Origin of the sequence: Streptacidiphilus sp. ASG 303, assembly GCF_020991365.1 — a bacterium.
GTDB lineage: Bacteria > Actinomycetota > Actinomycetes > Streptomycetales > Streptomycetaceae > Peterkaempfera.
Genome location: NZ_JAJLRA010000003.1, coordinates 50,044 through 68,982, shown reverse-complemented (window position 1 = coordinate 68,982; position 18,939 = coordinate 50,044). Strand labels below are relative to the sequence as shown.

Annotated in this window: 17 protein-coding genes; 11 read left to right on the top strand and 6 right to left on the bottom strand. The window is 74.7% G+C overall.

The features are described 5' to 3' along the window. Positions 1-14 precede the first annotated feature (14 nt). From LO771_RS05150 to hutI, 3 genes are read left to right on the top strand one after another with little or no spacing between them, the layout of a single operon-like run. Entirely contained in the window at positions 15-1,211 is a 1,197-nt protein-coding gene (locus LO771_RS05150) for an allantoate amidohydrolase (protein WP_230649057.1), read from the top strand. Beyond that, positions 1,202-2,578 carry a formimidoylglutamate deiminase gene (locus LO771_RS05145; protein ID WP_230648470.1) on the top strand — a complete coding sequence of 459 codons (1,377 nt, stop codon included), beginning with the start codon at positions 1,202-1,204 and terminating at the stop codon, positions 2,576-2,578. The genes LO771_RS05150 and LO771_RS05145 overlap by 10 nt, the downstream gene beginning before the upstream one ends. Positions 2,579-2,606: 28 nt before the next feature. Next, positions 2,607-3,776, top strand: a complete 1,170-nt coding sequence (hutI, locus tag LO771_RS05140) for an imidazolonepropionase (RefSeq protein WP_230648468.1) — start codon at positions 2,607-2,609, stop codon at positions 3,774-3,776. 123 nt (positions 3,777-3,899) lie between these two features. On the opposite strand, the gene LO771_RS05135 is transcribed toward hutI, so the two are convergent. Then, positions 3,900-4,829 (bottom strand): RNA polymerase sigma factor SigF, encoded by a 930-nt coding sequence (locus tag LO771_RS05135; RefSeq protein WP_230648466.1) that lies wholly within the window; start codon positions 4,827-4,829, stop codon positions 3,900-3,902. A gap of 156 nt (positions 4,830-4,985) precedes the next feature. Between LO771_RS05135 and LO771_RS05130 the strand changes: the two genes are divergently transcribed. Beyond that, positions 4,986-5,411: an STAS domain-containing protein gene (locus LO771_RS05130; protein ID WP_230648465.1), complete on the top strand. Its 426-nt coding sequence runs from the start codon at positions 4,986-4,988 to the stop codon at positions 5,409-5,411. 143 nt (positions 5,412-5,554) lie between these two features. Next, positions 5,555-6,088, top strand: coding sequence for an ATP-binding protein (locus tag LO771_RS05125; RefSeq protein WP_230648464.1), 534 nt, complete (start codon positions 5,555-5,557; stop codon positions 6,086-6,088). Between the two features lie 111 nt (positions 6,089-6,199). On the opposite strand, the gene LO771_RS05120 is transcribed toward LO771_RS05125, so the two are convergent. Then, positions 6,200-7,708: a peptide MFS transporter gene (locus LO771_RS05120; protein WP_230648462.1), complete on the bottom strand. Its 1,509-nt coding sequence runs from the start codon at positions 7,706-7,708 to the stop codon at positions 6,200-6,202. A 400-nt stretch (positions 7,709-8,108) separates the two neighbouring features. On the opposite strand from LO771_RS05120, the gene LO771_RS05115 reads away from it, so the two are divergent. Together LO771_RS05115 and LO771_RS05110 are read left to right on the top strand one after the other, a co-directional pair. Then, positions 8,109-8,780: a response regulator transcription factor gene (locus LO771_RS05115; RefSeq protein WP_230648460.1), complete on the top strand. Its 672-nt coding sequence runs from the start codon at positions 8,109-8,111 to the stop codon at positions 8,778-8,780. 8 nt (positions 8,781-8,788) lie between these two features. Beyond that, on the top strand, positions 8,789-10,030 hold the full coding sequence (locus LO771_RS05110) for an ATP-binding protein (protein ID WP_230648458.1): 1,242 nt from the start codon (positions 8,789-8,791) through the stop codon (positions 10,028-10,030). 176 nt (positions 10,031-10,206) lie between these two features. On the opposite strand, the gene LO771_RS05105 is transcribed toward LO771_RS05110, so the two are convergent. Further along, entirely contained in the window at positions 10,207-10,740 is a 534-nt protein-coding gene (locus LO771_RS05105; protein WP_230648456.1) for a GtrA family protein, read from the bottom strand. A 373-nt stretch (positions 10,741-11,113) separates the two neighbouring features. Between LO771_RS05105 and LO771_RS05100 the strand changes: the two genes are divergently transcribed. The 3 genes from LO771_RS05100 (at position 11,114) to LO771_RS05090 (ending at position 14,122) form a co-directional block, all read left to right on the top strand. Beyond that, complete coding sequence (locus LO771_RS05100; RefSeq protein WP_230648455.1) at positions 11,114-12,253, top strand: 5-(carboxyamino)imidazole ribonucleotide synthase; 1,140 nt, start codon at positions 11,114-11,116, stop codon at positions 12,251-12,253. 160 nt (positions 12,254-12,413) lie between these two features. Beyond that, the gene (gene purE, locus LO771_RS05095) at positions 12,414-12,911 is read left to right on the top strand and encodes a 5-(carboxyamino)imidazole ribonucleotide mutase (protein WP_230649056.1); all 498 of its coding nucleotides are present in this window, start codon (positions 12,414-12,416) and stop codon (positions 12,909-12,911) included. Between the two features lie 5 nt (positions 12,912-12,916). Beyond that, positions 12,917-14,122 (top strand): dipeptidase, encoded by a 1,206-nt coding sequence (locus LO771_RS05090; protein WP_230648454.1) that lies wholly within the window; start codon positions 12,917-12,919, stop codon positions 14,120-14,122. Positions 14,123-14,187: 65 nt separating this feature from the next. On the opposite strand, the gene LO771_RS05085 is transcribed toward LO771_RS05090, so the two are convergent. Continuing rightward, entirely contained in the window at positions 14,188-15,387 is a 1,200-nt protein-coding gene (locus LO771_RS05085) for a globin domain-containing protein (RefSeq protein WP_230648453.1), read from the bottom strand. Positions 15,388-15,647: 260 nt separating this feature from the next. Further along, complete coding sequence (locus tag LO771_RS05080) at positions 15,648-16,265, bottom strand: Uma2 family endonuclease (RefSeq protein ID WP_230648452.1); 618 nt, start codon at positions 16,263-16,265, stop codon at positions 15,648-15,650. 292 nt (positions 16,266-16,557) lie between these two features. Between LO771_RS05080 and LO771_RS05075 the strand changes: the two genes are divergently transcribed. After that, positions 16,558-18,327 (top strand): glycosyl hydrolase family 18 protein, encoded by a 1,770-nt coding sequence (locus tag LO771_RS05075; protein WP_230648451.1) that lies wholly within the window; start codon positions 16,558-16,560, stop codon positions 18,325-18,327. A gap of 155 nt (positions 18,328-18,482) precedes the next feature. Here the strand turns inward: LO771_RS05075 and LO771_RS05070 are convergent, their stop codons facing one another. Continuing rightward, positions 18,483-18,902 (bottom strand): CoA-binding protein, encoded by a 420-nt coding sequence (locus LO771_RS05070; RefSeq protein WP_230648450.1) that lies wholly within the window; start codon positions 18,900-18,902, stop codon positions 18,483-18,485. Between the last annotated feature and the right edge of the window lie 37 nt (positions 18,903-18,939).

Sequence of the window (18,939 nt, the reverse complement as noted above, 5' to 3'; positions counted from 1 at the left end):
ACGCGTACCGGCGCATGTGGCGGGAGCTGCTGCCCGTCGGCCGGTACGGCGCCACCGGCGGCTACCGCCGCCACGCCTGGAACGGCGCCGACGCCGAGTGCCGCGCCTGGTTCGAGGAGCAGGCCCGCTCCCGCGGCCTGGCGTACGAGGTGGACCGCAACGGCAACCAGTGGGCCTGGTGGGGCGACCCCGGGGCCGGGGACGCCGTCGTCACCGGCTCCCACCTGGACTCCGTGCCCGACGGGGGCGCCTACGACGGCCCGCTCGGCGTGGTCTCCTCCTTCGCCGCCGTCGACGCCCTGCGCGGGCGCGGCGCCCGGCCCGTCCGGCCGCTCGCCGTCGTCAACTTCGGCGACGAGGAGGGCGCCCGCTTCGGCGTCGCCTGCACCGGCTCCCGCCTCACCACGGGCGTCCTGGCGCCGGAGCGGGCCCGCGCGCTGACCGACGCGGACGGGGTCCGCCTCGCCGACGCCATGGAGCGCGCCGGCCACGACCCCGCCGCCCTCGGGCGCGACGACGACCGGCTCACCCGCATCGGCGCCTTCGTCGAGCTCCACGTCGAGCAGGGCCGGGCCCTGGGCGACCACCCCGTCGGCGTCGCCTCCGCGATCTGGCCGCACGGCCGCTGGCGGTTCGACTTCCACGGCGAGGCCAACCACGCGGGCACCACCCGCCCGGAGGACCGCCGCGACCCCATGGCCGCCTACGCCGGCGCCGTGCTCGCCGCCCGCGAGCACACCCGCGGCGGCGGCGCCCTCGCCACCTTCGGCCGGGTCGCCGTGGAGCCCAACGGCACCAACGCCATCGCCTCCCTGGTGCGCGGCTGGCTGGACTCCCGCGCCGCCGACGAGCCCGCCCTGGAGGACGCCGTGGCGGCGGTCCGCCGCGCCGCCGAGGAGCACGCCGCCCGCGAGGGGGTGCGCGTCGAGGTGGCCCGCGAGTCGTACACGCCCGTCGTCTCCTTCGACGTCCCGCTGCGCGACCGCCTCGCCGCCGCCGTGCGGGCCGCGACCGGCCGCGAGGTGCCGGTGCTGCCCACCGGCGCCGGGCACGACGCGGGCATCCTCTCCGCCGCCGTGCCCACCGCGATGCTCTTCGTCCGCAACCCCACCGGCGTCTCCCACTCGCCCGCGGAGTCCGCCGAGGAGTCCGACTGCCTCGCCGGGGCCGCCGCCCTGGCCGACGTCCTGGAGGAGCTGGCGTGCCGGTGACGACCGCCTACTGGGCCGAGCACGCCTGGCTGCGGCGGCCGGGAGCGCCCGCCCCCGCCGTCGAGCAGCAGGTGCTGGTGGAGGTCGGGGGCGACGGCCGCATCACCGCCGTCACCCCCGGCTCCGGCCCCTGCCCGCCCCGCGCGGTCCGCCTCGGCGGCCTGCTGCTGCCCGGCATGGCCAACGCCCACTCGCACGCCTTCCACCGGGCGCTGCGGGCCACCGTCCAGGTCGGCTCCGGCACCTTCTGGACGTGGCGCGACCAGATGTACCGCTTCGCCGCCGCCCTCGACCCGGACACCTACCTGGCCCTCGCCACCGCCGTCTACGCCGAGATGGCGCTCGCGGGCACCACCTGCGTCGGCGAGTTCCACTACGTCCACCACACCCCCGGCGGCGCCCCCTACGCCGACCCCAACGCGATGGGCGAGGCGCTGGTGGAGGCCGCCGCCCGGGCCGGGATCCGCATCACCCTGCTCGACACCTGCTACCTCTCCTCCGGCTTCGGCGCCGCCCCCGAGCCCCACCAGCGGCGCTTCAGCGACGGCGACGCCGACGCCTGGGCCGCCCGCGCCGCCGCGTTCGCCGACGCCCACCGCGGCACCCCCCACGCCCGGGTCGGCGCCGCCGTCCACTCGGTGCGGGCCGTGCCCGCCGGCCAGCTCGCCACCGTCGCCCGCTGGGCGGAGGAGCGCGGCGCCCCGCTGCACGTCCACCTCTCCGAGCAGACCGCCGAGAACGACGCCTGCCTCGACGCGCACGGCGCCACCCCCACCCGGCTCCTCGCCGACCACGGCGTCCTCGGCCCGCGCACCAGCGCCGTCCACGCCACCCACCTCACCGGTGAGGACGTCCGGCTCCTCGGCGGCTCCGCGGCCTCCGTCTGCATGTGCCCCACCACCGAGCGCGACCTCGCCGACGGCATCGGGCCGGCCCGCGACCTCGCCGACGCCGGCTGCCGCATCACCCTCGGCAGCGACAGCCACGCGGTCGTCGACCCCTTCGAGGAGGCCCGCGCCCTGGAGCTGGACGAGCGGCTGCGCACCCGCCGCCGCGGCCACTGGACCGCCGCCGCCCTGCTGCGCGCCGCCGGCGAGGACGGCCACGCCTCCCTGGGCTGGGAGGAGGCCGGCCGGATCGAGCCGGGCGCCCTCGCCGACCTCACCGCCGTCGCCCTGGACTCCGTGCGCACCGCCGGCGCCGTCCCCCGGCTCGGCGCCGAGACCGCGGTGTTCGCGGCGTCCGCCGCCGACGTCCGCCACGTCGTGGTGGGCGGCCGCCACGTCGTCCGCGACGGCGTCCACCAGCTGGTCCCCGACGTGCCCGCCGCCCTGCGGGACTCGATCGCCGCCCTGCGCGGCCGGTAGCGCCGCCCCGCGCGGCAGGAAGCGACCCATGACCGCCACCCTGATCACCGGCATCGGCAGCCTCGTCACCAACGACGAGGCGCACGGCACCGGCCCCCTCGGCCTGCTCGCCGACGCCGCCGTCGTCCTGGAGGACGGCCGCGTCGCCTGGACCGGACCGGCCGCGGCCGCCCCCGCCGCCGACACCGTGCACGACGCGGGCGGCCGTGCCGCGCTGCCCGGCTTCGTCGACTCCCACGCCCACCTGGTCTTCGCCGGGGACCGCACCGCCGAGTTCGCCGCCCGCATGTCCGGGCGGCCCTACACGGCGGGCGGCATCCGCACCACCGTCGCCGCCACCCGCGCCGCGACCGACGCCGAGCTGGACGCGGGCGTCGCCCGCCTGGTCCGGGAGGCGCTGCGGCAGGGCACCACCACCGTGGAGTGCAAGTCCGGCTACGGCCTCACCGTGGAGGACGAGGCCCGTGCCCTGCGGATCGCCGCCCGGCACACCCCCGAGACGACCTACCTGGGCGCCCACGTCGTCGCCCCCGAGTACGCGGACGACCCGGCGGGCTACGTCGACCTCGTCACCGGGCCCATGCTCGACGCCTGCGCCCCGCACGCCCGCTGGGTGGACGTCTTCTGCGAGCGCGGCGCCTTCGACGGGGACCAGGCCCGCGCCGTCCTGAACGCCGGGGCGGCCCGCGGGCTCGTCCCCCGCGTCCACGCCAACCAGCTCGGCCCCGGCCCCGGCGTGCAGCTCGCCGTGGAGCTGGGCGCCGCCTCCGCCGACCACTGCACCCACCTGGACGACGCCGACGTGGCCGCCCTGGCCTCCTCGGACACCGTCGCCACCCTGCTGCCCGGCGCCGAGTTCTCCACCCGCGCCCCCTACCCGGACGCGCGCCGCCTGCTGGACGCGGGCGCCGCCGTGGCCCTCTCCACGGACTGCAACCCCGGCTCCAGCTTCACCACCTCGATGCCGTTCTGCGTCGCGGTCGCCGTCCGGGAGATGGGCATGACCCCGGACGAGGCCGTGCACGCCGCCACCGCGGGCGGCGCCCGCGCCCTGCGCCGCACCGACGTCGGCCGGATCGCCCCCGGCGCCCGCGCCGACCTGGTGCTGCTGGACGCGCCCTCCCACGTCCACCTCGCCTACCGGCCCGGGGTGCCCCTGGTCTCCGCCGTCTGGCGCGGCGGCGTGCGGGAGCTCTGACCCGGGTCCGTCCGCCGGCCTCCGGCCCCCGCGCGCCGGAACGCGCCGCCGCCCCGGGACGGCGGCGCGCTCCGGGGCGGCGGGGGTGCGTACGGGTGGCCGGCGAGGCCGTGCGGCGGGTGGTCACTCCTCCACGAGGAGCCCGGCCCGCAGCCGGGTCAGCGTCCGGGTGAGCAGCCGCGAGACGTGCATCTGGGAGATGCCCAGCTCGGCACCGATCTCCGACTGCGTCATGTTGCCGACGAAGCGCAGCGAGAGGATCCGGCGGTCGCGCTCGGGCAGCCCGGCGATCAGCGGCTTGAGGGACTCGCGGTACTCGATGCCCTCCATGCCGTGGTCCTCGTAGCCGATGCGGTCGGCGAGCGCGCCCTCGGTCTCGTCCTCCTCGGGCTGCGCGTCCAGCGAGCTGGCGGTGTAGGCGTTGCTCACGGCCATGCCCTCGACGACCTCGTCCTCGGGGATGTCCAGCTTGCGGGCGAGCTCGGCGACGGTGGGGGCGCGGTCCAGCTGCTGCGCCAGCTCGTCGGTGGCCTTGGCCAGGTCGAGCCGCAGCTCCTGCAGGCGGCGCGGTACCCGGACGGCCCAGCTGGTGTCGCGGAAGAACCGCTTGATCTCACCGATGATCGTGGGCATGGCGAAGGTGGGGAACTCCACCCCGCGGTCCATCTCGAACCGGTCGATCGCCTTGATCAGGCCGATCGTGCCGACCTGGACGATGTCCTCCATCGGCTCGCTGCGGGAGCGGAACCGGGAGGCGGCGAACTTCACCAGGGCGAGGTTGAGCTCGATGAGGGTGTTACGCACGTAGGCGTGCTCGTGCGTGCCCTCCTCCAGGGTCTCCATACGGCGGAAGAGCACCTTGGAGAGCGCCCTGGCGTCCAGGGGGCCGACCGTGTCCGCGGGCGGGATCTCCGGCAGGTCCCCCAGCGAGGCGGGCCGGCGGACCGGCGCTCCCGTGACCTGCGCGGCCGCCTCCGGCCGCTCCGCTGCCGCGGTGCGCGCCGTCTCCGACGACGCGTCGTCGTGCCGCGTGGCGTCGAGCTGGGCTGCCATGGGTGATGCTCCTCCCTCGGGTGGGATGCGCATGGTTGGCTGCCATGCCACCTCCGTGTACGGACACCTCTTGTTCCTGCCTACCCCGACCGTCTGCAAGGATGCAAGCCGAGTTCATCGCCCGGGATGGGGGATGATGGCGCCGGGAGGTCATAGATGGACCGTGGATCAGCCGGTACGCCCGGCTCGGACAGCGCGGGCGGCGACGCCGTGGGGCTGACGCCGGGGGAGGCCGCAGGGGCCGACCGGCTCGCCGTCGCGGTGCGCAGCGTCGCCGGGAGCGTGGTGGTCGCCCCCTCGGGGGAGCTGGACCACGACACCGCCGACCTGCTGCGGGGACCGCTGGAGCGGGCCCTCGACGAGGGCGAGGACCGCATCGTCGTCGACTGCTCGGACCTGCTCTTCTGCGACTCCACCGGCCTCAACGTGCTCCTCGCCGCCCGGCTGCGGGCCCAGGAGGCGGGCGGCGCCGTCCACCTCGCGGCCATGCGGCCCGCGGTGGCCCGCGTGTTCGAGATCACCGGGGCGGAGACCGTCTTCCGGGTGCACGGCTCCCTCGACGAGGCGCTGGCGGACCGGTAGATGTGCATCCACCGGCGAAGTGCGGGCAGGAGAGCCGGCAGGATCCGGCCGGGGCGGGCCGGGTCGGTGTGCGCGGCGGCGCCCGCGGTCGACACCGCGGCCGGGACGGCGCGCAGTGGACCGCAGCGAAACGGAGGGGCGGCATGAGCACCATCCGGCCTCGGGTGCCGGAGGACCCCCACACCTCCGGTGGCCGCAGGAGGCCTTCCTCCCTGCCACCGGGCGGCCAGGTGCGCCGTCTGGCGCTGGCCGGGACCAAGGGTGTGGTGGCTCGCAGCCGCGACTTCACCCGGGGGGCCCTGGAGGACTGGGAGTGGCTGCCGGGGGAGGACGAGGAGGCGCTGGCGGTCGCGGAGGACGTGCTGCTGGTGGTCTCGGAGCTCGTCACCAACGCCTGCCTGCACGCGGGCGGCCCCCAGGAGCTGCTGCTGCACTGCACGGACGACGCGCTGCGGATCGAGGTGGCCGACGCGAACCCGTCCCACCCCGAGCCGCGCCGGCCCCACGAGCGGGGCAAGCCGGGCGGCCACGGCCTGCACATCGTGGGCCGGCTCAGCCGCCGCTGGGGCGTGGTCGGGCACCCCGCCCCGGCCGCGGACGGCGTCTCCGCCGACGGGACCGCCGGGCCCGGGAAGACGGTCTGGGTGGAGCTGGACGCCCCCTGGGCGCGCTCCTGAGGGCCTTCCCGGGGCGCAGCGGCCCCGGCCCGCGGGACGGCGGAACGGTGAGGGGCCCGGGGCCGGTACGGATCTCCGTACCGGCCCCGGGCCCCTCCGCTGTGCCGTGCGTCAGTGCACGTCGCCCATGAGGGCGACCACCTTGCGGCGGTACATCACCACGGCGACGCCGGCCAGCACCGCCAGGACGCCCTGGAAGGCGAAGTACCCCTGGCTGTCGATGTTGGCGCCCGCCAGCTGCACCAGCGCGGTGACGCAGTCGCCCGCGGTCACGGCGAGGAACCACACGCCCATCATCTGGCTGGCGTACTTCTGCGGCGCCAGCTTGGTGGTCACCGACAGGCCCACCGGGGACAGGCACAGCTCGCCGACGGTCTGGATCAGGTAGACCACGGTCAGCCACAGCGGGCTCACCTTGGTGCCGTCGGAGGCGGCGGCCTGGGCCAGCATCATGACCAGGAAGGACGCGCCGATCAGCAGCAGGCCGTAGGCGAACTTGACCGTGGTGCTCGGCTCCTTCGCGCGCCGGGCGAGGGCGACCCACAGCCAGGCGAAGAGCGGCGCCAGCGCCATGATCATCAGCGGGTTCAGGGACTGGAACCAGCTGGCGGGGAAGCCGAAGCCGAGGAGCGTGGAGGAGGTGTTGTTCTCCGCGAACAGGTTCAGCGTCGAGCCGGACTGGTCGTAGATCATCCAGAAGATGGCGGCGGCCACGAAGAACCAGACGTACCCGGTCATCTTCGACTGCTCGTCCCGGCTCAGGTCGCGGTCGCGCTTGATCCGGAGCAGGTAGTAGGCGGGGATCGCCAGGCCGCCCACGGTCAGCGGCCACATCGCCCAGTTGATGGTGAAGTGGCCGGACAGCGCCACGGCGCCGTAGAAGACGACCGCGAGCAGGGTCCAGAAGCCGGCCTTGCGCAGCAGCGCGCCGCGCTCGTCGGCGGTCAGCGGGGTCGGGACGACGTCGCTGCGCTCGCTCAGGTGGCGGCTGCCCAGCAGGTACTGGAGCAGGCCCAGCGCCATGCCGGCGCCCGCCATGGCGAAGCCCAGGTGCCAGTTGACCTTCTCGCCGACGGTGCCGATGGTCAGCGGCGCGACGAAGGCGCCGAGGTTGATCCCCATGTAGAAGATCGTGAAGCCGCCGTCGCGGCGCGGGTCGTTCGGCCCCTCGTAGAGGTGGCCCACCATGGTGGAGATGTTGGACTTCAGCAGTCCGGAGCCCGCCGCGATGAGGACCAGGCCGACGAAGAACGAGGCGCTCGCCGGCACGGCCAGCAGGAAGTGGCCCGTCATGATGACGAAGCCCGCGATGGCCACGGTGCGCCGCGCGCCCCACAGCCGGTCGGCCGCCCAGCCGCCCGGGAGGGCGAGCAGGTAGACCATGGCGTTGTACACGCTGTAGATGGCGGTGGCGGTGGCCAGGTCGAAGCCCAGCCCGCCCTTGCCGGTGGGTGCCACCAGGTAGAGCACCAGCAGGGCGCGCATGCCGTAGAAGCTGAACCGCTCCCACATCTCGGTCATGAACAGGGTGGCCAGGCCGCGCGGCTGACCGAGGAAGGTCTTGCCTGTGCTGCGGTCCGCGGTGGGCGGAGTGACCGTCTGCGTCGGGGTGGACGCCATGTGAGCCGTTCCTTGTCTGACTGCGCGGACCGCGCGGGGGTGGCCGTGCGGATCCTGCACCGGGCACGGGGGTGCCGCGGTACGTGACATGGGGACGCCACCACTGTACGGGCACCATTGCTGCCATAACGGATCAAGAGCACTCATTGACCGTGAACAGCCATTAAGTGTGCATATCGCGCATCTGACGCCGAAATGCAGGCGTTTGCGTAAATCTTCCTTCGAACGCAAGGCGTTCTCCGGGAGTCTTCCTCTCTTTCGCCTCGGCGTCAGTGGTGCGCGTCACGCCCGTCCGGCGTTCCCCGCCCCGGACGGTGTGCTTCACTTCACAGCCCCGCCGCCCCGCCCGTCCCGCGCGACGCGCCCGATCAGCGGCGGGGACGCGGACTACGATCGCCCCATGACCCGAGTTCTGCTCGCCGAGGACGACATCGCCATCTCGGAGCCGCTCGCGCGGGCGCTCCGCCGCGAGGGCTACGAGGTGCTGGTGCGCGAGGACGGCCCTGCCGCACTGGAGACCGGGCTCGAGGAGGACGTCGACCTCCTCGTGCTCGACCTCGGCCTGCCCGAGATGGACGGCCTGGAGGTCTGCCGCAGGCTCCGCGCCGACGGCAAGGGCTTCCCCGTCCTCGTGCTCACCGCCCGCGCCGACGAGGTCGACACCGTCGTCGGGCTCGACGCCGGCGCCGACGACTACGTCACCAAGCCCTTCCGCCTCGCCGAACTGCTCGCCCGGGTGCGGGCCCTGCTGCGCCGCGGCACCGTCGACCTCACCACCGGGGCCCACGGCGTCAAGATCGACGTGGAGTCCCACCGCGCCTGGCTCGGCGAGGACGAGCTCCAGCTCTCCGCCAAGGAGTTCGAGCTGCTGCGCGTCCTCGTCCGGGACGCCGGCCGGGTCGTCACCCGCGAGCAGATCATGCGGCAGGTCTGGGACACCACCTGGTGGACCTCCACCAAGACCCTCGACATGCACATCTCCTGGCTGCGGAAGAAGCTCGGCGACGACGCCGGCAACCCCCGCTACATCACCACCGTCCGCGGCGTGGGCTTCCGCTTCGAGAAGGGCTGACCGGCAGCGTGAAGCGCCGGATGATCAACTCCCTGCTGGGCGTCGTCCTCGTGATGGTCGTCGTCTTCTGCGTGCCGCTGGCGCTCTTCGAGAAGAGGACCATCGAGAGCGCCGCCCAGGACAGGGCCGGCGCGGAGGCGGTGCGGGTCCTCGGCATGGTCGAGAACCGCATCGCCGCGGGGGAGCCCGTCCGCACCGACGACCTCAGGGGGCAGATCACCGACGGCTCGTACGCCGAGGTCCGCCTGCCGGGCCGCGCGCCCATCGTCATCGGCAGCCCGCCCTCCGGCGGCAGGCCCGTCCGGGCCGTCCAGGGCGGCGGCCGGGGCGAGCAGGTGGTCGTCGAGCACTCCCGCAGCGACGTCGAGCACGAGATCGGCACCATGCTGCTCACGCTCGGCGTCGTCGCCCTGCTCGCCGTCCAGGCCGCCGTCGCCCTCGCCGTCTGGCAGGCCAAGCGCCTCACCCGGCCCCTCAACGACCTCGCCGAGACCGCCGAGCGCCTCGGCTCGGGCGACCCCCGCCCCCGCCACCGCCGGTACGGCGCACCCGAGCTCGACCGCGTCGCCGAGGTCCTCGACGCCAGCGCCGAGCGGATCGCCCGCATGCTCACCGCCGAGCGCCGCCTCGCCGCCGACGCCTCCCACCAGCTGCGGACCCCGCTCACCGCGCTCTCCATGCGGCTGGAGGAGATCATCGCCACCGAGGACCCGGAGACGGTCAAGGAGGAGGCCGCCATCGCCCTGGGCCAGGTCGAGCGGCTCACCGACGTGGTGCAGCGCCTGCTCACCAACCAGCGCGACCCCCGCAGCACTTCCGCCGTCTCCTTCGACCTCGACGAGGTCGTCAAGCAGCAGGCGGAGGAGTGGCGGCAGGCCCTGCGCGGCGCCGGCCGGCGCCTGGAGGTCGAGGGCCTGCACGGACTGGAGGCGGTCGGCACCCCCGGCGCCGTCGCCCAGGTCCTGGCCACCCTGATCGAGAACTCGCTCATGCACGGCGGGGGGACCGTGGTGGTCTCCACCCGCGTCACCGGGACCTCCGTCGTCGTCGAGGTCCGGGACGAGGGGCCCGGTGTGCCGCCCGAGCTGGGCGCCCGGGTCTTCGAGCGCACGGTCAGCGGGCGCAACTCCACCGGCATCGGCCTCGCCGTGGCCCGCGACCTCGCCGAGGCCGACGGCGGGCGGCTGGAGCTGCTCTCGCTGCGGCCGCCGGTGTTCGCCCTCTTCCTGGGGCGGCAGCTCGAGGACTGACCGGACCGGCGGCCGGCCCGCGGACCGGCCGGCGCCTCTCGGGCTGCGGGCCGGGAGCGGCGGGACGGGCCGGGAGGGGCGCGGCCGATGGCGGGGGTGCCGGGCGCGGGAACAGGAACGCCCCGGGCGGGAGGCCCGGGGCGCGGCAGTGGTCCGTACGGTGTGCGGGGCGGCGGTCAGCCCTCGCGGACGGCGGCGGGCCGGCCGGCCATGGCCGGCTCGTGCGCGCCTATGGCCCCCGGCGCCTGCTCGCCCTCCAGCTCCGGCAGCGCCCGGAAGACCCAGGTGCGGTAGGAGACGAAGCGGAACAGGGTGCCCAGGCCGAGGCCGACCACGTTCTTGGCGATGTTGTCGGCCAGCCCCGAGTGGAAGCCCAGGCTGTAGTGCGAGATCCACAGGGTGCCGTTCTCGATCACCATGCCGATGCCGCTGAAGACCAGGAAGAGCGTGATCTCCCGGGAGCGGGCGTCCGCGTCACGGTCCCGGTACACCCAGTAGCGGTAGCCCACATAGTTGGTGGCGATGGCCACCAGGGTCGCGAGGACGCCCGACCGCACGGGCGCCCAGTGGAGCCCGTGGATGCACAGGTTGAACACGACGAGGTTCACGACGACGCCCAGCAGGCCCACCGTGCCGAACTTCATCACCTCGTGCACGAGGCCGCGCAGCCGTCCGCGCAGGCCGTGCGCCGCGCGAGTGTCAGTCGTCATACCGGGACCGTCTCCAGACGTCGGGATTCCTGCCATGGTATCCGCGTGCCCGCCCGGCACACGGCGCACCCCGGACAGCCGGACCCGCCTCGCACCCCGGACGCATCCGGGCCCCGGGGAGCCCCGGGGAGCCCCGGCGCACCGGACGGACCGTGCGGGGCCGGACGTGCCGCGGGCACCGGACGGACGGGCGCGCGGGCGGTGCGGCCCCGGTGTGACGTCCGGAGGGGGCCGTCCGGTTCCCGCCCCTCCCCGCCCTGCGGTCCGCCCCGCCGCCCGTCCGCCCCGCCACCCGCCCCCGCCCGGCGGCCCCGCGTCCCGACCCCCCGCCCCGGCGCCGGGTGCCCGGCGGCGGCGCGGATATCCTTGCGGTGTGACTTTCCCGGTAGTCGGCATGATCGGTGGCGGCCAGCTCGCCCGTATGGCACACCAGGCGGGCATCCCGCTCGGTGTCAGGTTCAGGCTCCTCGCGGACACCCCGCAGGACTCCGCCTCGCAGGTGGTCGGCGACGTCGTGGTCGGCGACCACCGCGACCTGGACGTCCTGCGAGCCTTCGCCGAGGGCTGCGACGTGGTCACCTTCGACCACGAGCACGTCCCCACCGAGCACCTGCACGCCCTCCAGGCCGCCGGCGTCGCCGTCCGGCCCGGGCCCGAGGCGCTGGTCAACGCCCAGGACAAGGGCGTCATGCGGGCGAGGCTCGACTCCATCGGAGTGCCCTGCCCCCGCCACCGCATCGTCGCCGACCCGGCCGACGTCGCCGCGTTCGCCGCCGAGGGCTCCGGATTCCCCGTGGTCCTGAAGACCGTCCGCGGCGGCTACGACGGCAAGGGCGTGTGGGTGGTCTCCTCCGAGGAGGAGGCCGCGGAGCCCTTCCGGGCCGGCGTGGCGGTGCTGGCCGAGGAGAAGGTCGACTTCGTCCGCGAGCTCGCCGCGAACGTGGTCCGCTCGCCCAGCGGCCAGGCCGTCGCCTACCCCGTCGTGGAGAGCGTCCAGGAGAACGGCGTCTGCGCCGAGGTGACCGCCCCCGCCCCGGACCTGTCCGACGCGCTCGCCGCCGAGGCCCAGGCCCTCGCCCTGCGCATCGCGGGCGAGCTGGACATCACCGGCCACCTCGCGGTGGAGCTCTTCCAGACCCGCGACGGCCGCGTCCTCGTCAACGAGCTGGCCATGCGCCCCCACAACTCCGGCCACTGGTCGATCGACGGCGCCGTCACCTCGCAGTTCGAGAACCACCTGCGGGCCGTCCTCGACCTGCCGCTCGGCGACCCCCGCCCCCGCGCCCGGTGGACCGTCATGGTCAACGTCCTCGGCGGCGACTACCCCGACATGTACGGCGCGTTCCTGCACTGCATGGCTCGCGACCCCGGCCTGCGCATCCACATGTACGGCAAGGACGTGAAGCCCGGCCGTAAGGTGGGCCACGTCACCGTCTTCGGGGACGACCTGGAGGACGTGCGCGAGCGCGCCCGCCACGCCGCCGCCTACCTGCGCGGCACCGTCACCGAGTGAGCCCCGCGGGCCCGCGGCCGCCGCGGGTCCGCGCCCGGCGGGCACCACGCCCGCCGGGCACCGCGAACCGAACAGAGCGCACGAACCGAACAGAGCGCACGAACCGAACAGAGCGAGAGGGCACCGAGTGAGCACCGACCAGCCCGTCGTCGGCATCGTCATGGGATCGGACTCCGACTGGCCGGTGATGGAGGCCGCCGCCAAGGCCCTCGACGAGTTCGAGGTCCCCTACGAGGTCGACGTCGTCTCCGCGCACCGCATGCCGCGCGAGATGGTCGCCTACGGCGAGAACGCCCACCGCCGCGGCCTGAAGGCGATCATCGCCGGCGCCGGCGGCGCCGCCCACCTGCCGGGCATGCTCGCCTCCGTCACCCCGCTGCCGGTCATCGGCGTCCCCGTGCCGCTGAAGTACCTCGACGGCATGGACAGCCTGCTCTCCATCGTCCAGATGCCGGCCGGCGTGCCCGTGGCCACCGTCTCCGTCGCGGGCGCCCGCAACGCCGGCCTGCTCGCCGTCCGGATGCTCGCCGCCTTCGACGCCGACCTCGCCGAGCGGATGACCGACTTCCAGGCCGAGCTCAACAACCAGGCCACCGAGAAGGGCAAGAAGCTGCGCGCCAAGGTCGCCGGCTCCCACTCCTTCGGCTTCGGCGGCTGACCGCGGTGGCGTACCGGGCCCCCTCTCCCGAGCTGCTCGCCCGGGCGCGGGCCGTCCTGGCCGAGGCGCCCGTCGTCGACGGCCACAACGACCTGCCGTGGGCGCTGCGCGAGCAGGTCCGCTACGACCTGGACGCCTGCGACATCGCCGCCGACCAGAGCCACAGGCTCCACACCGACCTGCCCCGGCTGCGGGCCGGCGGCGTCGGCGCCCAGTTCTGGTCGGTGTACGTCCGCACCGACCTCGCGGGCGACCACGCCGTCAGCGCCACCCTGGAGCAGATCGACGTGGTGCGCCGCCTCGTCGACCGCCACCCCGGCGACCTGCGGCTCGCCCTCACCGCCGACGACATGGAGGCGGCCCGCGCCGAGGGCCGCATCGCCTCCCTCATGGGCGCCGAGGGCGGCCACAGCATCGACTGCTCGCTGGCCACCCTGCGCGCCCTGTACGCGCTCGGCGTGCGGTACATGACGCTCACCCACAACGACAACGTGCCGTGGGCCGACTCCGCGACCGACACCCCCGAGGCCGACGGGCTCACCGCCTTCGGCGAGGAGGTCGTGCGGGAGATGAACCGGCTCGGCATGCTCGTCGACCTCTCCCACGTCTCGCCCGACACCATGCGCGACGCCCTGCGGGTCAGCGAGGCGCCCGTGGTCTTCTCCCACTCCTCGTCGCGCGGCGTCTGCGACCACCCCCGCAACATCCCCGACGACGTCCTGGAGCGGCTGCCCGCCAACGGCGGCGTCGCCATGGCCACCTTCGTGCCGAAGTTCGTCCTGCCCGAGGCCATCGCCTGGACGAGGCGCGCCGACGCCAACATGGCCGACCACGGCTTCCACCCCCTGGACACCACCCCGGCCGCCATGGCCTGCCAGCGGGCCTTCGAGGAGGCCGACCCGCGCCCGGTGGCCACCGTCGCCACCGTCGCCGACCACCTCGACCGGATGCGGGAGATCGCGGGCGTCGACCACGTCGGCATCGGCGGCGACTACGACGGCACCGCCTTCACCCCGGTCGGCCTGGAGGACGTCTCCGGCTATCCCAACCTTCTCGCGGAGCTGCTGGGGCGCGGCTGGTCCGAGGCCGACCTGGCCAAACTGACCTGGCACAACGCGGTGCGGGTGCTGCGCGACGCCGAGGGCGCGGCGCGGGCGGCACAGGCCGTGCGCGGCCCGTCCACGGCCACCATCGACCGCCTCGACGGCTGAGGGCCCCCGGGGACGCCGGAGGGCCGGGACCGCGCCGTGCGCGGCCCCGGCCCCCTGCCGCCCCGTCAGTCCCGGCCCAGCCACAGGTCGGGGCCGAACACCTCGTAGTGCACGTCGGCGGCCGGCACGCCCCGCCGCAGCAGCCCGCCGCGCACCGCCCGCAGGAACGGCAGCGGCCCGCACAGGTACGCCGTCACGCCCTCGGGCAGCTCCAGCGCGTCCACGTCCACCAGGCCCGCGCGGACGTCCGGTCCCGCCTCGTCGCCCGGCTCCTCGTACCAGCGCAGCAGGGCCGCCCCCGGAAGCCCCGCCACCCGCTCGCGCAGCTCCGCCAGGTGGGCGTGGGCGGCGGGGGAGCGGTCGGCGTGCACCACGGTCACCGGCCGGGCGGAGCCGGTCGCGGCCAGGTGGTCCAGCATCGACAGCATCGGGGTGCAGCCGACGCCCGCCGACACCAGGAGCAGCGGACCGTCGCCGTCGGGCAGCACCAGGTCGCCGAAGGGCGCCGAGACCCTCAGCACGTCGCCGGTCCGCACGTGCCCGTGCAGCCAGGACGACACCTCGCCCTCGGGCGCGTCCCCGCCCAGGACCCGCTTCACCGTGATCCGCCAGTCGGCGCGGCCCGGCGCCGCGGAGAGGCTGTACTGGCGGATCTGGTGCGCGCCGTCCGGCAGTTCCACCTGCACCGAGACGTACTGGCCGGGGCGGAAGCCCCCGGCGGCCGAGCCGTCCTCGGGCCGCACCACGAAGGAGGCGGTGTCGGCGGTCTCCTGCGTGCGCCCCACGACCCGCATCCGCCGCCACACGTCGCCCTCGGGGGCGCCGGCCCGCTGGTAGAGCTCGGCCTCGACGGCGATCAGCGCGTTGGCCATCAGCCAGTACACCTCGTCCCAGGCGGCCGCGACCTCGGGCGTCACCGCGTCGCCGAGCACCTCGGCGACGGCCGCCAGCAGGTGGGTGTGGACGACCTTGTACTGCGCGGAGGTGACGCCCAGTGAGGCGTGCTTGTGGGCGATCCGGGAGAGCAGGGCGTCGGGGCGCTCGTCGGGACGGTCCAGCAGCATGCCCGCGAAGGCGGCGATCGAGCCCGCCAGCGCCCGGCGCTGCTCGCCGTTGGCCTGGTTGCCGCGGTTGAAGAGGTCGCGCAGCAGCTCCGGGTGGGCGGCGAACAGCCGCTGGTAGAAGCGGGCGGCGATCTCGTCGATGGCGGCGCCCACGGCGGGGAGGGTGGCGCGGACGACGGGGGTGGACTCGGCGGAGAGCATGTCGACTCCCTTATGTGGATGCGGGATTCATATTTTCGGGCGGAGGCAGCCGCCCGGCCAGGGCCGGTCGGGGCACGTGCAGAGGTCGGTCTTCCCTGCTCCGCCCGCATCACCCACTGTTCCGTCTGTTCCGTGGGCGTTTCGCGGTCGGACGCGGCGTCGGCTGCCCGCGTCGACCGCACGGCAGGAGAGTATCAAAGAGGTATTAAAGATTCGTATTTAAGGAAGTGGACCGCCCCTGTGGCCTCCGTCACGGAGGGTCAGGCGCCCTCGCCCTCCCCGTCGCCCTCGCCGTCGAGGTCGGCGAGCAGGGCGCCCAGGTCCAGCTCCGCCGTGAAGGCGTCCGCCACCCGCACGGTCCGGCGCCCCTTCAGCACCTCCCCCTCCCGGTACGTGCCGTCGGACAGCTCGTGCACGACGACGTGCGGCTCGGGCTCCAGCTCCAGTCGCCAGTACAGGGGCACGGCCGCCTGGGCGTAGAGGGCGGGCTTGAGGATCCGGTCCTGCGGCCGGGTGGACGGCGAGACGATCTCCACCAGCAGCAGCACCGCCTCCAGCGGCACGGCGACGGTGTCCCGCCGCACCGCGGACCGGTCCGCCACCACGATGTCGGGCACGAAGAGCCGTGAGTCGCCGCGCACGTTGACGGCCTCCGCCACCCGGAAGGGCGCGCGAGCGGCGCGCACGGCGCGTTTCAGCTGGCTCGCCAGCTCGAAGGAGGCGTCCTGGTGGGCCCAGCCGGGCGCGGGGGACATCATGAGCACACCGTCCACGAGCTCGTAGTGGCTGCCTGCCGGGTGCTCGTCGAGGGCGAGGACCTCGTCGACGGTCCAGGCGCCGGCGTGGTCCTCGATGCGGTGGGCGGTGCTCATGGCCATCACTGCCTCCAGCGGCGTCTCCGAACCCCAGCATGGCACGGGAGTACAGCAGGGATCAGCATCCCGCGACCGGCGGCCGGACCGGCCCCGCTCGGGCGAACACTCACTCGATCCGGGGGCGTGCGGGGTGCGTCACGCGCCCGGAAGGCATGGTTCCGGATATTGGTCCAGACCTTATTGGTCCATACCATTGACCGCGCACCTACAGAACCGGTATCCCATACCTGACCGCGCACCAGGGTGCCGCCGGGCACGGCCCCCACACTCCCCCCTCCCCAGGAGGTCCCCCACCGTGCACCCCACCCCCCGCAGGACCGGCGGACCGCTCACCGCGGCCCTCTCCGCCCTGGCCCTCGCCGCCGGCGCCCTCGGCGTCCTCGCCGGCGCCGGACAGGCCGACGCCGCCGCCGTCCCCGCCGCCGCGACCGCCGCCACCAGCGGCGGCGTGAAGATCGCCTACTACGACCAGTGGTCCGTCTACGGCAACGCCTTCTACCCCAAGGACCTCGACACCCGGGGCATCGCCGGCAAGCTGGACGTCCTCAACTACTCCTTCGAGAACATCCACCCCACCGACCTCACCTGCTTCGAGGCCACCAAGGCCTCCGACTCCGCCAACGAGTCGAACCCCAGCGCCGGCGACGGCGCGGGCGACGCCTTCGCCGACTACCAGAAGTCCTTCGGCGCCGACATCAGCGTCGACGGCGTCGCCGACGTCTGGAACCAGCCGATCGCCGGCACCTTCAACCAGCTCAGGAAGCTGAAGGCCAAGTACCCCAGGCTGCGGATCGTCGCCTCCATCGGCGGCTGGACGTACTCCAAGTACTTCTCCGACGCCGCCGCCACCGACGCGAGCCGCAAGAAGCTCGTCTCCTCCTGCATCGACATGTTCGTCAAGGGCAACCTGCCCGTCGACGGCGGCTTCGGCGGCCCCGGCAGCGCCGCCGGGATCTTCGACGGCTTCGACCTCGACTGGGAGTACCCGGGCTCGCCGAACGGCCACGTCGGCAACCACTACAGCGCGAACGACCGGAAGAACTACACCGCGCTGCTCGCCGAGTTCCGCGCCGAGCTCGACGCCTACGGCACCGCCAACGGCCGGAGGATGCTCCTCACCGCCGCCCTCCCGGCCGGCCAGGACAAGATCGCGCAGATCGAGACCGACAAGGTCGGCCAGTACCTCGACTACGCGAACATCATGACCTACGACATGCACGGCGCCTGGGACTCCACCGGCCCCACCAACCACCAGGACCCCACCTACCAGTCCCCGGACGACCCCTCCACGCCGATCGCCCCCGGCACCGGGAAGTACAGCAGCGACAACGCGCTGCGCGCCTGGACGCAGGGCGACCCCGCCTACGGCATCCCCGGCGGCTTCCCCGCCTCCAGGCTGACCATGGGCTACCCGCTGTACTACCGCGGCTGGACCGGCGTCCCCGCCGGCGCGAACCACGGCCTGTACCAGTCCGCCACCGGCCCGGCCCCGGCCCGCGGCCTCAGCGCCACCGCCGGCATCGCCTACGCCAAGGAGCTCACCGGGATCGTCGACAACCCGGCCTCCACCTACTGGGACCCCAGGACGCAGTCGAACTACTTCTACAACGGCACCGAGTTCTGGACCGGACTCGGCGCCCAGGGCATCCAGGCCAAGGCCGACTACGCGCACTGTCACGGCCTCGCCGGGTCGATGATGTACTCGCTGCTCGACCTGGACGCCTCGGCCACGCTCTTCAACCGGATCGTGACCGCCACGGACGGCTCCGCCGCCGACTGCTCCGGCTCCACGGCGACCCCGACGCCCACCCCCACCCCGACGCCCACGGGCACGCCCACGGCGACCCCGACGCCCACCCCCACGGCGACGCCCACCGCGACCCCGACCCCCACCCCGACCGGCGGCACCTGCACCGCCCCCGCCTGGGACCGCACCGCGGTCTACGTCGGCGGCAACACGGTGTCCCACCAGGGGCACACGTGGAAGGCCAAGTGGTGGACCCAGGGCGAGGAGCCCGGCACCACCGGTGAGTGGGGCGTCTGGCAGGACCTCGGCGCCTGCTGATCCCGCCCCCCGATCCCGCGCCGCCCGGCGGACTCCGACCCCGGGCGGCGCGGACCCACGTCCGCACCCCCGCGGCAGCCCCCGGCAGTCCCTGCAGCAGTCCCGGAAACCCCGGCCGCGCCAGGCGGCGGCCGCAGCCCCGCCCCGCCCCGGCCTCAGCCCAGGCCCAGCCGCGGGATCTCGATCGCCGGGCAGCGGTCCATCACCATCGGCAGCCCCGCCGCCCGCACCCGCGCGTACGCCGCCTCGTCGACCACGCCCAACTGGAACCAGACCGCCCGGGCGCCGGCCGCCACCGCCTCGTCCGCCACGCCGCCCGCCAGGGAGGAGTTGACGAAGACGTCCACCACGTCCACCGGGAACGGCACCTCCGCCAGCGAGCGGTACCCCTGCTCCCCGTGCACGGTCTCCGCCCTCGGGTGCACCGGGACCACCCGCTTCCCGAACCGCTGCAGCACCCGCGCCACCCCGTAGGCGGCCCGGGAGGTGTTGCCCGAGAGCCCCACCACCGCCCACACGTCGCCGGTGCCGGTCAGGATCTCCCGCACGGCCGCGTCGTCACCGTAGTCCGTCATGGCAGGTCCAACGACCGGGCCCGCCACCGGATTCCGC